At 36.8% G+C, this 13,570-nt stretch carries 16 protein-coding genes and 1 pseudogene; 8 read left to right on the top strand and 9 right to left on the bottom strand.

The window, feature by feature from the left end:
- The first annotated feature begins 6 nt into the window (after positions 1–6).
- A complete protein-coding gene (locus AC4PG8_RS09575) occupies positions 7–909 on the top strand; it encodes a YitT family protein (RefSeq protein WP_492170290.1) in 903 nt (300 codons plus the stop codon).
- 76 nt (positions 910–985) lie between these two features.
- Here the strand turns inward: AC4PG8_RS09575 and AC4PG8_RS09570 are convergent, their stop codons facing one another.
- The gene (locus AC4PG8_RS09570) at positions 986–1,798 is read right to left on the bottom strand and encodes a Cof-type HAD-IIB family hydrolase (RefSeq protein WP_003763644.1); all 813 of its coding nucleotides are present in this window, start codon (positions 1,796–1,798) and stop codon (positions 986–988) included.
- 150 nt (positions 1,799–1,948) lie between these two features.
- Between AC4PG8_RS09570 and yjfP the strand changes: the two genes are divergently transcribed.
- The 3 genes from yjfP to AC4PG8_RS09555 all read left to right on the top strand — a co-directional run bounded on the left by yjfP (position 1,949) and on the right by AC4PG8_RS09555 (position 4,027).
- On the top strand, positions 1,949–2,701 hold the full coding sequence (gene yjfP / locus AC4PG8_RS09565; RefSeq protein WP_185510574.1) for an esterase: 753 nt from the start codon (positions 1,949–1,951) through the stop codon (positions 2,699–2,701).
- A gap of 64 nt (positions 2,702–2,765) precedes the next feature.
- Complete coding sequence (locus tag AC4PG8_RS09560; protein ID WP_003763640.1) at positions 2,766–3,074, top strand: metal-sulfur cluster assembly factor; 309 nt, start codon at positions 2,766–2,768, stop codon at positions 3,072–3,074.
- Between the two features lie 77 nt (positions 3,075–3,151).
- A complete protein-coding gene (locus AC4PG8_RS09555) occupies positions 3,152–4,027 on the top strand; it encodes a GNAT family N-acetyltransferase (protein ID WP_492170289.1) in 876 nt (291 codons plus the stop codon).
- On the opposite strand, the gene AC4PG8_RS09550 is transcribed toward AC4PG8_RS09555, so the two are convergent.
- Positions 4,024–4,377 (bottom strand): PTS sugar transporter subunit IIA, encoded by a 354-nt coding sequence (locus AC4PG8_RS09550; RefSeq protein WP_003763637.1) that lies wholly within the window; start codon positions 4,375–4,377, stop codon positions 4,024–4,026. The two genes, AC4PG8_RS09555 and AC4PG8_RS09550, sit on opposite strands and share 4 nt — an antisense overlap.
- Positions 4,378–4,528: 151 nt before the next feature.
- Between AC4PG8_RS09550 and AC4PG8_RS09545 the strand changes: the two genes are divergently transcribed.
- From AC4PG8_RS09545 to AC4PG8_RS09535, 3 genes and pseudogenes are all read left to right on the top strand, one after another.
- A complete protein-coding gene (locus AC4PG8_RS09545) occupies positions 4,529–4,720 on the top strand; it encodes a hypothetical protein (RefSeq protein WP_003763635.1) in 192 nt (63 codons plus the stop codon).
- A 12-nt stretch (positions 4,721–4,732) separates the two neighbouring features.
- A pseudogene (locus AC4PG8_RS09540) lies at positions 4,733–5,058 on the top strand (hypothetical protein).
- A gap of 163 nt (positions 5,059–5,221) precedes the next feature.
- Positions 5,222–5,743: a type 1 glutamine amidotransferase domain-containing protein gene (locus tag AC4PG8_RS09535; protein ID WP_003723656.1), complete on the top strand. Its 522-nt coding sequence runs from the start codon at positions 5,222–5,224 to the stop codon at positions 5,741–5,743.
- A gap of 40 nt (positions 5,744–5,783) precedes the next feature.
- On the opposite strand, the gene AC4PG8_RS09530 is transcribed toward AC4PG8_RS09535, so the two are convergent.
- Together AC4PG8_RS09530 and AC4PG8_RS09525 are read right to left on the bottom strand one after the other, a co-directional pair.
- The gene (locus tag AC4PG8_RS09530; protein WP_492170288.1) at positions 5,784–6,050 is read right to left on the bottom strand and encodes a hypothetical protein; all 267 of its coding nucleotides are present in this window, start codon (positions 6,048–6,050) and stop codon (positions 5,784–5,786) included.
- A 109-nt stretch (positions 6,051–6,159) separates the two neighbouring features.
- Entirely contained in the window at positions 6,160–7,452 is a 1,293-nt protein-coding gene (locus AC4PG8_RS09525; RefSeq protein WP_003767704.1) for an NCS2 family permease, read from the bottom strand.
- 172 nt (positions 7,453–7,624) lie between these two features.
- Here AC4PG8_RS09525 and AC4PG8_RS09520 point away from each other — a divergent pair, with 172 nt between their 5' ends.
- On the top strand, positions 7,625–8,254 hold the full coding sequence (locus AC4PG8_RS09520; protein ID WP_492170287.1) for an HAD family hydrolase: 630 nt from the start codon (positions 7,625–7,627) through the stop codon (positions 8,252–8,254).
- A 42-nt stretch (positions 8,255–8,296) separates the two neighbouring features.
- Here the strand turns inward: AC4PG8_RS09520 and AC4PG8_RS09515 are convergent, their stop codons facing one another.
- The 5 genes from AC4PG8_RS09515 to AC4PG8_RS09495 all read right to left on the bottom strand — a co-directional run bounded on the left by AC4PG8_RS09515 (position 8,297) and on the right by AC4PG8_RS09495 (position 13,524).
- Positions 8,297–9,445 (bottom strand): pyridoxal phosphate-dependent aminotransferase, encoded by a 1,149-nt coding sequence (locus tag AC4PG8_RS09515; protein ID WP_033533890.1) that lies wholly within the window; start codon positions 9,443–9,445, stop codon positions 8,297–8,299.
- Positions 9,446–9,521: 76 nt separating this feature from the next.
- Entirely contained in the window at positions 9,522–10,247 is a 726-nt protein-coding gene (locus tag AC4PG8_RS09510) for an amino acid ABC transporter ATP-binding protein (RefSeq protein WP_003768064.1), read from the bottom strand.
- Positions 10,240–11,700: an ABC transporter substrate-binding protein/permease gene (locus tag AC4PG8_RS09505; RefSeq protein WP_112120266.1), complete on the bottom strand. Its 1,461-nt coding sequence runs from the start codon at positions 11,698–11,700 to the stop codon at positions 10,240–10,242. Before AC4PG8_RS09505 ends, AC4PG8_RS09510 begins: the two co-directional genes overlap by 8 nt.
- A gap of 191 nt (positions 11,701–11,891) precedes the next feature.
- The gene (locus AC4PG8_RS09500) at positions 11,892–12,890 is read right to left on the bottom strand and encodes an inorganic phosphate transporter (RefSeq protein ID WP_003763620.1); all 999 of its coding nucleotides are present in this window, start codon (positions 12,888–12,890) and stop codon (positions 11,892–11,894) included.
- A gap of 13 nt (positions 12,891–12,903) precedes the next feature.
- Positions 12,904–13,524 (bottom strand): DUF47 domain-containing protein, encoded by a 621-nt coding sequence (locus tag AC4PG8_RS09495; protein ID WP_003723380.1) that lies wholly within the window; start codon positions 13,522–13,524, stop codon positions 12,904–12,906.
- Positions 13,525–13,570 lie beyond the last annotated feature (46 nt).

The raw sequence follows: 13,570 nt of genomic DNA, 5'->3' as shown, positions 1-13,570 counted from the left end.
AAGAAAATGAGTTCAAAATTAGTGTATAAAGAATATGCTAAAAAAACCGCTATTGCAATCATAGCAGCACTTTTAAATGCAATTGGTATGAACTTCTTTTTAATACCAGCTCAAGTTTATGCTGCTGGATTAAATGGGGTTGCGCAATTAGGATCAGACATGTTACGTGATACAATGAATATTTCGATTTCGACAGGGTTACTTGTTCTGTTGTCAAATATTCCCGTTGCTATTTTAGGTTGGTTAAAAGTAGGGAAATCCTTTACTGTTTTTAGCTTTTTAACTGTTGCTTTTATGTCTTTTTTCTTAATTGTTATTCCGGAAGTACAAGTTTCAAATGACATTTTACTTAATGCGATTTTTGGAGCATTAATTGCTTCTGTAGGTGTTGGGTTAGCATTGAAATTTGGGATTTCGACAGGCGGGCTAGATATTTTAGCTATGTATATTACAATTAAAACAGGGCGTTCATTTGGGAAGTATTTCTTACTATTAAACGGTATTATCATTATTGTGGCAGGATTTGCTTATGATTGGACTTTTGCTCTTTATACGTTAATTTCTTTATATGTACAAAGTAGAGTAATTGACATTATCCATACTAGACATCAAAAGTTAACTGTGATGATTATGACTCAGCATTCTGAAACAGTTATTAAAGCTATCCATGAAAATATGGTACGAGGAATAACAGTGGTAGATGCGATGGGTGGATATTCAAAACAGGATGTTGCTATGCTAATCATGGTTATTACGCGTTATGAGCTATATGACATTACACATATTGTTGGAGAATTTGACCCTAAAGCATTTATTAATGTCATGGAAACTTCGAGTGTATTTGGAGATTTTCGTTCAGAAGCAGACCAAAAATTAGCACTAGCTATGTATAAAAATAAAATGATGTAAAAAAAGCTGCAAAGTCATGGTTGAAACAAAAAATTAGAGATTCTAACTTTTGTAAGGCCATACTTGCAGCTTTTTATTATAGGTTTAAGTTTTCTTCTAGATATAAAGCGATTCCGTCATCCTGGTTAGATGCGGTTACAACATTTGCGACGTTTTTCACGGATTCAGCGGCATTACCCATTGCAACGCCAACGCCAGCATAATCAAGCATCTGTAAATCATTCGTTTCGTCACCGAAAGCGATAATATCTTTACGGTCGAAGCCAAGTGTTTTTGCAGCGGCTTGGACACCGATTGCTTTATGAATGCCAAACTTGATAATTTCTACAGCTGGCCAAGCAGACGCTCCCCAAGTATGGTGAGAAATAACGCCAGAAAGTGATTCATCTAAATGTTTACTAATTAAATCTAGTTGATCAAGTTGACCGAAAAATAATAGCGATGTAGCATCTGATGTAATGGCGTCGCGAATATTTCCAAATACAATATTTTCTGTTCCTAAATGGAATGTCTCTGGTACACTATTATTGCGTTCTTTCAAAAAGACATTATCCTCTACTTCAGCCGCAATATTATCTAGCGCGAAATCATTGGAGAAATCAAGCAATTCTCGAACTACTTGTAAATCAATTGCGTGATGATAGCCTTCAGCAAAAGTAGTGAGTCTTGGATGATGATAAACAGCACCGTTAAAATTTACAATAGGTGTAGTTAATTCAAGCTCATGATAATACGAGCCACTAATGCGGTAAGGGCGTCCTGTTGCGATCATTACTTCGTGACCGGCCATTCGTGCTTTTTCTAATGTGTTTTTAGTATGCGAGGAGATAGTTAAATCATCTCTAAGTGTTGTGCCATCAAGGTCTAGTACGATTAATTTTTTAGACATAGTTTGCTCCTTTAATTCATATGGTTAGTTCATAACTGCCCTTCATGCTAAAATAAGGGCACAGGTTAATGATAGACGTTTATTACCTATTTGTAAATGATTCCGTTCTTTACAATAACTCAATAAAACCTATAGAAATGAGGCTTCACAATGATTCAAGTAGAAAATGAACTAATTGCGGGAATTCCAGTTTTACATATTAGTAATCGTGAAAATGCAGAAAAAGAGTTACCGACTATTATTTTTTATCACGGATTCACTTCACAAAAAGAACTTTATTTGCACTACGGTTACTTGCTTGCACAACGAGGTTTCCGGGTGGTTTTACCTGATGCTAAGTTACACGGGGAACGTCTTCAAGGCGCGAATCCGGAAGATCAAGCTACTTATTTTTGGGATGTTATTGAAACGAATATTACTGAATTTCCGCTCATTATAGAGGAATTAATTAAAACAGGGAAAACAGATGCCAACCGTATCGGTGTTGGAGGAGTGTCGATGGGAGCAATTACATCCCTTGGTTTACTCGGACAATATGATTATATTAAAGTGGCAGTTAGTTTAATGGGAAGCGCTTATTATGTTGACTTTGCTAAAGAATTATCTAAATATGCTTTGGCGCAGGGATTAACTTTTCCTTATGATGTTGATGAACGGATTTTAGCTTTACAAAAATACGATTTAACCCAAAACATTACGAAAATTAATAACCGCCCATTGTTACTTTGGCACGGGAAAAAAGATGATGTAGTTCCCTTTGCGTACAGTGAAAAACTATATCAGACATTGGTTGAAGAGAGCTTAGCAGACAATGTCGAATTTATTATTGATGATAATGCAAAACACAAAGTTTCAGTTGAAGGAATGCTACAAGGAGTTAGCTTTTTTGAGAAATTCTTATAATGAAAATCATTCTCATATATGATACAATAAATGTACAAAATTGCAAAAAGGAGGCATATGCTTCATGGATGAGCAACTAAAAGAAAATCTAATGGGCGCGCTGGAACAAGTAATTGATCCGGAGCTTGGAATTGATATTGTAAACATTGGACTTGTATATGATGTTGAGTTAGATGAAGATGGGCTTTGTACCGTATCAATGACGCTTACGACGATGGGCTGTCCACTTGCAGGGATTTTAACAGAGCAAGTGCAAATGGCATTAAGTGATATCCCAGAAGTAAAAGATACGAATGTGAATCTTGTTTGGAATCCACCTTGGACGAAAGATCGTATGTCACGCTATGCAAAAATAGCACTTGGTATACGTTAAATTAAATAAAATTAACAGGTAGGGCGTATGTTGCGTCGTGCCTGTTATTTTTATACGAATGAATCGAGGAATTTTAAATGAACTATGAACTAATAAGTGATTATAAAGACAATAAAATGTACCGTGATAGCTTTAATAAACTTGCAGAAAGTACGTTTGATATTAATTTTGAAGAATGGTTTCAAAAAGGGTTTTGGAATGGTAAATATATTTGTTACTCTTATTTGGATAAAAATGAAATCATTGCGAATGTTTCTATCAATAAAATGGATTTGATTTATCAAGGGAAGGGTTGCAAGGCGCTTCAAATAGGCACAGTAATGACTCATCCAGAGTATCGCGGCCAAGGGCTTATGAATCAGTTATTGAATCACGTAATTACTAAGTATGAACATGACTATGATTTTCTTTATCTTTTTGCAAATGATTCTGTGCTTGATTTTTATCCGAAGTTTGGATTTGAGCGAGTGGAAGAGAGTAGTTTTACCGTGGATGCTAGTAGTCTAAAAAAGAAATTTTCCAAAATAAAAAAGCTGAATCCCGATAATAAAACCGATTTCCAGCTAATTCAGCGTATTGTATCCGAACGAGTACCACTTTCTAGTACGCTTGATGTGAAAAATAGTGAAGACTTGCTTATGTTTTATTTATTGATAGCTTTAAAAAATGATATTTATTATATAGAAGAAATAGATGCAATTGTATTATTTGAGCGAGAAGAGACGGACTTATATGTATTAGATATTCTTAGTGTCAAAAAACTAGATGTGGTGGAAGTTTTAAGTTATTTGCTTAGTGACGGAATCATGACGATACATCTCTTATTTACGCCTGAAAAAGATACGCGTATTGATGCGGCTTATATTATCGAGACGGAAGATATATTATTTGTGCGCCCGAAAATCCTTACAAGTGAATCTTATTTCTTATTTCCAGCTACGTCTCATGCTTAAGCTAGCTGATTTTCTAATTTTGTTAGGCGTTTTTCTAAGTTTTGTTGATGTTTATATTGTTCAATGATTCTTTTGGCTAGTTGTAGTTCGGCTTGGGCAGTCATTAAATGGTCTTGTCCATGAATTAATAAAAATGACGGGTGTGCTACGGTTTCAGTGTCGCGAATCGAGACTAGTTTTGTTTGCCAAACGTGACCTTCTTGAAACTGTTCTTGGGCCATTTGTAAATGCTTGTCTGCCTGATCAAATTGGTATTTTTCAGCATAATCAATTGCTTTATATGCTTCTTTACGTGTGTTTCCCCCATGTAAAATGAGTTTTACAACAGCTTCTTCTACTTGAATTTCCATTTTTCCACCCCAACAGTTGATTGTTTTCTTTTATTGTAGCAAATGGCTGAACGGTATGACAATAAATTAGCAATAAATCAGCCTATGGAAGGATGTATTTCATTTCGTTGCGCGTATAATGAGATGTAGAAAAAGGTGTGGAGGGATTAAAATGGAAGAACGTTTGTATGAACTAGAAGATAAAGTGCAGGATTTAGAGCTAGAAGTACACGATTTACGTGAAAGAATTCAACTACTCGAAGATAGACCAGCTGCTCGTCCTAGCCTGATTGGACACAATGTATGGGTTTTAATTCCATTAGTCGCTATTTTTTCATGGATGATTGTTGAAATCTTTGGTTAAAAGGAGCCTGTAATAGTCTCCTTTTTATTTATAAAAAATTATTTTATACAAAAGTATGCGATAATAGTAAAGCTTTTCTTGTTTTTTTTAAGTTCGTCACAAAAAATCTATATTTATTTACTTGCTTTTTTTGAGAAGAATAGTAAAATAAGTTATAGGATAGAGTTTTACCTCGATGAAAGTTTCATTTTATAAATGTGATTTTCATGGGGATAAGACCCTATCATGGTTATAATGACTTTTGGTGTATCCATCTTCCAATAGAATGGCAACTAGTCAGACATCTGTTTAGACACCAAAATCATTATTTGTTTTCATTCATCTCATTGGCCGTGTAGTTTATGTCTATGCCTCATCCCGTTATGCATAGACGACCGAACATGATGGCAACGCTGGAAATGTTTATTTCGAGCGTCTTTTTTTGTCTTCTTTTATAGGCGGAATAATTTAATAACAATCTAGTTATTGTTATACTATAGAAGAGGATAGGAGGAGATTTATATGACTTTAAAAGGTAAAAAAGTTATTGCACTTGTTAGTGAAGACTTTGAGGATTTAGAGCTATGGTATCCAGTGCTTAGATTACGCGAGGCAGGTGCTTCGGTACATTTAGTGGCAGAGGAAGCTAAAAAAGTTTATCACGGTAAGTACGGAGTTCCTGTTACTTCTGATTATGATTTTGATTCTGTTCGCGCAGAAGATTACGATGGAATCTTAGTTCCAGGTGGTTGGTCCCCAGATAAATTGCGTCGTTTTGACAGCGTACTTAATTTGGTTCGCGCGTTTGATAAAGCGAAAAAACCAATTGGACAAATTTGCCACGCTGGTTGGGTACTTGTTTCTGCCGGAATTTTAGAAGGTGTAAATGTAACAAGTACACCAGGAATTAAAGATGATATGACTAATGCAGGAGCTATTTGGCATAATGAGCCAGTTGTAACAGACGGGCACATTATCTCGAGTCGCCGCCCGCCAGATCTACCAGAATATTTACCGGCGTTCATTTCCGCTTTAGAAGATTAAAAAAAGAAGCATTTCCGTTTTGGGAATGCTTCTTTTTATTTTAAAAGTAAAAAGTAATAATAAAGCCGATAAAGCTAGGAATTGCTGCAACTAAAAGCAGGATACTCCAGCGTAATTGGCTTTTTCGACTTGGATTTCCACTACGCCCACCAAAGGATACGAATGCAGATAAGATAATGGAGGCAAAAACAATGATAGTTGTTACGATGGAATATAAGGTGGATACAGTGTAGTCAGGCATCAAAAAATTTGCTAGGAAAACTACAACAGCAAGTGCGACACCAGCGAGCAGTGATTTTAAAAACACGACAAGTTCAACTCATTTCTAATTAGTTTCTCTCTTCTTTATAGCAAAAGAGTGAGTTTTTGTCCAATAAAAAAGCGCCTACCTAAGTTTGGTAGACGCTAGTCGTTTATTAATGTGGTAAAAATGCAACGAGGATGAAGAATAATACGGCGATAACGATTAAGAACCAGTTAAGTTCGCGCCATTTGCCAGTAAATACTTTTAATACTGGGTAAGAAATGAAACCAAATGCTAAGCCGATAGCAATACTTGAAGTAAGTGGCATAGCTAGAATAACTAAGAAAGCAGGGAAAGCTTCATCTAGTGTATCCCAGTCGATTTCTTTTACAGCACCAATCATCATGCTACCAACAATGATTAGAGCTGGTGCAGTGATAGCAGAAATTCCAGATACAGCACCAACAAGTGGAGCGAAGAATGCCGACACCATGAACAAGATAGCTACTGTAAGTGTAGTAAGACCAGTACGTCCACCAGTTGCAACCCCAGCAGAAGATTCAATGTAGGCACTTGTTGGAGTTGTACCAAACATAGAACCAACACTTGTTGCAACCGCATCAGCCATTAATGCTTGTTTCGCATTTGGTAATGATTCACCTTTCATTAGGCCGGCTTTTTTAGCAACACCAATCATTGTTCCGGTTGTATCAAAAATCGTTATAAGTAAGAAGGACAGAACGACAGCGTAGAGCCCGTAACTCATCACATCACCAAAAGCGTGAATAGGGTTAGTGAAGACGAATTCTGGCATTGGCGGAAGTTTGACGATACCTTCTGTAAATTTAAGTTCACCTGTGATAAAAGCGATGATACCAGTTGCAATCATCCCAATGAATAAAGCACCTTTTACATTTAAAGCAAGCAAGATTAAAGTGATTAAAAGACCAACAATAGCTAAAATAGCTTCTTTGGAATGTAAGTCACCTAAACCTACTAAGTTAGAATCGTTAGAAACAATAATACCTGTCATACGGAAGCCAAGGAAAGCGATAAATAAACCAATACCAGCAGTAATCCCAGCTTTTAAATTATGTGGAATGGCTTCAATGATTTTTTCACGAAGCGGTGTTAAAGATAATAGTAAGAAAATAATACCTGCTACAAAGACCGCAGCGAATGCGACCGAATAATCTAGTTTTTGAGTTGTAACTACTGTTACGAAATAAGCATTCATACCAAGTCCTGGCGCAATTGCGATTGGATAATTAGCGAAAATCGCCATCCATAATGTACCAATGACTGCAGAGATGATAGTTGCCATAAATACGGTATTGAATGGAACACCTGCTGCGGAAAGAATGGCTGGGTTAACTACTACGATATAAACCATCGTTAGGAATGTAGTAAAACCAGAGATAACTTCAGTTTTAACATCTGTACCGTTTGCTTTTAATTGAAACATGCGTGTGTTTCACTCCTTTTTTAAAATCATGCTTAATGGTAAATAACGAACATTAAAAACCACAACTTCAATATTATTCGTTTTTTACCAAAAAAGCAACCCCTTTTGGAAGATTTCTTAAATAGTTTATCTATGTTACAATGAAAGTATCACTTATACTAGGGGGATGCATGTGAAAGCAGTTGTTTTTGATTTTGATGGAACCATGCTTGATACGGAGAATTTATGGTATACGGAGACAATGAAATATTTGAAAGATACGTACAATATTGATTTGCCAGATGAAATTTATCAGCAAATTATCGGTACAAGTGAAGAACCAATTATTAGCTATATGATGGAAGCAACGAACGGGGCTTTTGATAAAGAAGCTTTTTTAACTACCGTGGCGGAAGCTTGTCATCTTGGTCAACAATCACTTGGTTTTCGTAATGGCTTTAAAGAATTTTTTGAACAAGTAAAAGTGAATGATTATAAAATTGGGCTTGCAACGAGCTCGGGATTTGATTGGATTGAGCCTACGCTGGATCGTCTGGGCATTTTAGCTGATTTTGAGACGATACAAACGGCGGATCATGTCGATGAAATTAAACCACATCCAGCACTTTATTTACAAGCAGTGGAAGCCCTTGGTGTAAAGCCGGAAGAAGCAATCGCGATAGAAGACTCGAAAAATGGTGCGTTATCAGCTCTACAGGCGGGTTTAAAAGTTTACATCGTACCTAATGAAGCGACGAAAAATATTACTTTTCCAAAAGAAGCGACAGTTGTTTCTTCTTTTGCAGAAATCAAATTAAAATAAAAAAAGAGCAAACTTGCTGATGAAGCGAGTTTGCTCTTTTTATTAGAAGGTTAATTTGGCTAAACGGTTGAATGCTTCTTCTAGTACACTAATATCTTGCGTTGCGGCTAGGCGAACGTAATTATCACCTGATTCACCAAAAGCTAACCCTGGAATAACGAGTACTTGTGTTTCTTTTAAAACGTATTCTGTAAAGGAAACGGAATCCATTTTTGTTTTAGAAATATTAATAAATGCATAAATGGATCCTTTTAGCGGGTGTAAGGAAAGATATGGAATTTCTGCTACTCGTTTTGCGATATATTCTAGGCGTTTTTGGAAGGTTTCTGTTACTAAAGGAATTAGTGTCTCAGAATGATTCAAAGCGTAAATAGCAGCTCGTTGGGACGGTGACGGAGCTGAATAAGTAATTCCTTCGTTAATAATTTTTGCTGCTTCATTTAAATAGGTAGGGGCAATCATATACCCAAGGCGCCAACCTGTCATTGCGAAATTTTTTGACATACTTCCGAACGTGATTGTATGATCGGGCGCGAATTTGGCCATTGGTACGAAGTCTTCATAAAAACTAAAACCATCATACACTTCATCAGATAAAATAAAGAAGTCATATTTTTTCGCTAGATTGGCGATTTTTTCAAAAGTTTCTGGGGAAAAGACAGCGCCGGTTGGATTATTAGGTGAATTTAAAATTAAAGCTTTGGTTTTATTTGTAATAGCTGCTTCTAAAATATCAACATTAATGGCAAAACCATCTTTTTCGTAGGTTGGAATAATGATTGGCGTACCACCAGAGTTTAACACTTGATCTTTATAAGGTGAGAAGTATGGTTCGTGAATAATGACTTCATCACCGTCATCTAAAATCGTTTGCAAGGTCAGATACATACCATGAAGTGCGCCAACTGTGGCACGGATTTGGCTTCGTTCAAAAGACAGATCATAATTGCGACTGAAATAACCACGAATGGCATCAATTAATTCAACATCCCCACCAGATTCTGTATATTTTGTATGACCAGCGCGTACGTCTTCAAATGCCGCGTTAATAATTGATGCATCTGTGATTAAATCAGGATCGCCAATAGATAAATCTAGAATATCCGGCATTGTTTTGGCAAGCGTTCCAATATCAGCTAGGATATTAACGGGCATTTGTTGATGTTTTTTAGCAATTTTTGAGTTATTCATCATGTTTAATTAGCTCCTTTTCTCTATAAGTGCAGATAAACGCCTCACCGAGAAATAGGTGAGACGTAATCTATGTTTATGCTAACACTTTTCCTAAAAAGTCTTTAGTACGATCGTTTTGCGGGTTTCCGAATACTTCTTCGGGCGTGCCTTGTTCTTGAATCACGCCGGCATCCATGAAGACAACGCGATCGGCAACTTCTCTTGCGAAGCCCATTTCGTGTGTGACGACAACCATCGTCATGCCTTCTTTAGCAAGTGACTTCATTACGCTTAATACTTCCCCGACCATTTCGGGATCGAGTGCGGAAGTTGGTTCATCGAATAGCATTACGTCGGGGTTCATTGCAAGTGCTCTGGCAATGGCTACCCGTTGTTGTTGTCCACCAGAAAGCTGGGAAGGGTAGCTAGTTGCTTTATCAGCTAAGCCAACTTTTTCAAGTAGAGAAAGCGCATGTTCTTTAGCTGCTGTGCTATCTTCGTTTTTTACTTTCATTGGGGCTAGCATTAGGTTTTCAAGGACGTTTTTATGCGGAAATAAGTTGAAGTTTTGGAAAACCATGCCCATTTTTTGACGAAGTTCGTTGACGTTTGTTTGTTTTGCCATTAGGTCTTTGTTTTCAAAAAGAATCGTGCCGGTTGTTGGTTGTTCTAATAAGTTCAGGCAACGTAAGAAGGTACTTTTTCCGCTTCCGGAAGGGCCGATAACTACGACCACTTCTCCGGATGCGATTTCAAGGTCAATGCCTTTTAAGACTTCTAATTTACCGAAATGTTTGTGTAAGTTTTTAATATTAATCACTTGTTCTCATTCTCCTTTCAGCAACACCTAGTAGTCTTGACAAGCTAAATGTTAGTACAAAGTAAATTAATGATGTGATGATTAGTGGGATAAATGGTTTGAAGCTTGCGCCTTGGACTACACCAGTCATAAACATTAGTTCTGTTACACCAATGACGGATACGATGGAAGATTCCTTAATAACAGTAACGAACTCATTCCCAAGTGCAGGAAGAATATTTTTTACGGCTTGTGGCAAGATGATGTAACGCATGCTTGCTCCTTGTGTCATACCAAGAGAACGAGCTGCTTCCATTTGACCTTTGTTGACAGCAGAAATACCTGCGCGGATAATTTCAGCAACATAAGCGGCACTATTTAGCGATAGGGCGATACAACCAGAAACAAAGGCGGATACGTCCATACCGATAATTTGAGTTCCGAAAAAGACAATGAAAATTTGAATTAGAAGTGGCGTACCACGGACAAATTCAATATAACAAGCTGCTGGCCAGCGTAACCATCTTGTTTTTGCAAGTTTCATGAGAGCTAGTAATGAGCCGAGAATGGCACCACATAATACGCCAATTGCAGCAAGAGCAATCGTAATCAATGTACCAGTGATAAAGTAATTACCATACTTCTCGTAAAAACTACCGTCTTGGAACATTAATTTGTTGGCTTCGTTTTGATATTTCTTCAGTAAGCCAGTATCTTGTATATCTTTAATAGAAGCGTTGACTTTTTCTTGTAAAGCGGTGGAGCCTTTTGGCATTGCAATGGCTGTTTCTTTGCTACCATTAACAAATTTAATATCTGCTAATGCGAGTGTTTTATCTTGGCTAATATAAGCTTCTGCAACTGGTCCTTCTAAAACTACTGCATCGAGCTTGTTGCTTTTAAGGTTCAAAATTAAATCAGGTACTTTTTGAAGTGAAACAACGTCTGAACCAACTAGTTCATTTTTGGCTAATTCTTCTTGGGTTGTTTGTTTTTGGGCACCAACTTTAACGCCATTAAAATCATTTACACTTGTAAATTTCTCTTTATCCGTTTTTCTAATCACAACGCGCTGTTGTACAAACATATACGGGTCAGAAAAATCGACTTCTTTTTGACGTTCTGGAGTTGGTGACATACCAGAAATAATCATATCAATCTTGCCGGTTTTTAGTGAACCGAGCAAACTATCGAAGTTCATTTCTTTAATATCTAATTTAACGTCTAAATCTTTGGCAATTTTTTCAGCGATACTTACATCAAAACCGACAACCTTATCTTTACCGTCGATGGTTTGATGAAATTCATACGGCGGATAATCAGCGGAAAGTCCAACTGTTAAAACACCTTTTTCTTGGATTTTAGTTAAAGTTTCATCTTGTGTATCAGCGGCGAACACTGTTGTGAAGCCAGAAAATACAAATATAAAAATAAGTAAAATTGCTGCGAACTTTTGTAATACATGCTTCTGCATAAGTACAACTCCCTCTAGTATTTGAGTAATTTATGATAAATGAATCGTTATTATCGATGTTTATTATAATACATCAAAATGAGTAAATATGCAATAAGTTTTTAAAATAAACTTGATTTGTTCTTGTGTTTATTAGTTTTATTCAAAAAAATGTATAAAAAGAGCCTTGCTATAACAAGGCTCTAAATAAATTATAAGACGAATCTTAGTACGTAGAAGATAAGAGCTGCAATCGTTGCAGAAATAGGAAGTGTGATAACCCATGTAATAATCATGCGTTGTGCAGTATCCCATTTTACTCCTTTAACACGGTGAGCTGTTCCAACACCAAGGATAGAAGAGCTGATTACGTGTGTTGTACTAACTGGTAAATGAATGAAAGTGGCACCGAAAATGATAATAACAGAACTTAAGTCAGCTGCTACACCGTTAACGGGTTTGATTTTCATGATTTTACCGCCGACTGTTTTGATGATTTTCCAACCACCAATACTTGTACCAATCGCCATAGCTACCGCACAGGATACTTGAACCCATAATTGCACATCGTCTGTTGATTGGAAACCACTGGCAATTAAAGCCATTGTGATAATCCCCATTGATTTTTGTGCATCATTTGTTCCGTGTGTGTAAGATTGTAGCGCGGCTGTACCGACTTGAATCATCCGGAAGCGCCGATTGGTCGTGGCTAAGTTTAAGTTCTTCAAGAAAATCTTGAAGAGTGAATATATCGTGTAACCGACTACGAAAGCAAGTACAGGAGATACTAATAAACCAACAATGATTTTAGTAAATCCACTGTATTCGATAGCTGCAAATCCGGCTGATGCAATAGCTGCACCTGCAATGGAACCAATCAAGGCATGAGAGGAACTACTAGGAATCCCGAAATACCAAGTAATTAAGTTCCATGCGATTGCCGAAAGTAATGCTGCTAAAATAACAAGTTCCCCGTGATCTAAGTCAAATGGGTTAACAATGTCTTTTGTAATAGTTTTAGCAACCCCTGTGAATGAAATAGCACCCACAAAGTTCATTACTGCTGCAAGAATAATCGCATGTCGTGGTTTTAAGGCTTTTGTAGAGACACTAGTCGCAATTGCGTTGGCTGTATCATGAAACCCATTGATTAGGTCAAATGCAAGCGCAGCAAGTACGATGACAAGGGTGATTAGAAACATTCCTTCCATCTATCTAGACCCCTTACGCATTTTTCATGACAATTGATTCAAGCGTATTGGCAACGCTTTGACAACTATCAGCAATGTCTTCTAATTTTTCATAAACTTCTCTTAGACGAATAAGTTTAATTGGATCTTTTTCGTTTTGGAAAAGTTGGATTAGTGATTCGCGGTAAACATCATCACATTGGGATTCGTAATCTTTAATTTGAATCGCAAGTTTACGAACATCTTTTAATTTTTTATCAAAAACAAGGTCAACTGCTTTTTCAATTTCAACAGTGCTTGCTTGGATAGCTTGGATAAATTTAGTCATGTATTCATCGTAATGAGTGATTTGGCAGATTTCAAGTGAGAAAGCTGTCTCATCAAGTGCATCCATCACGTCATCAAGGCGGTTAGTAAGTTCTAACATATCCTCGCGTTCGATTGGTGTGATGAAAGCGTCATTTAATTCCATAATCATTTTGTGAACCATGGAGTCCCCAGCTGTTTCATATTCTTTGATTTTATTCGAGAAAGTATGTAAATCCTCCACCGAATTAATGTTGTAAGTTGCAAAGAAATTTGCACCTTCATGTAAATTTACTGCAATGTCATGCAACAACGAAGCAAAACGGTCTTTTTTATTTTTAAAAGCCATTTTCTTAATTCCCCCGATCATTTTTGGTCATTAATAATCAGCTCGC

The organism is Listeria sp. MAN/IMW/UF555 (assembly GCF_058684075.1).
This window is presented reverse-complemented; position numbering and strand designations above follow the sequence as displayed.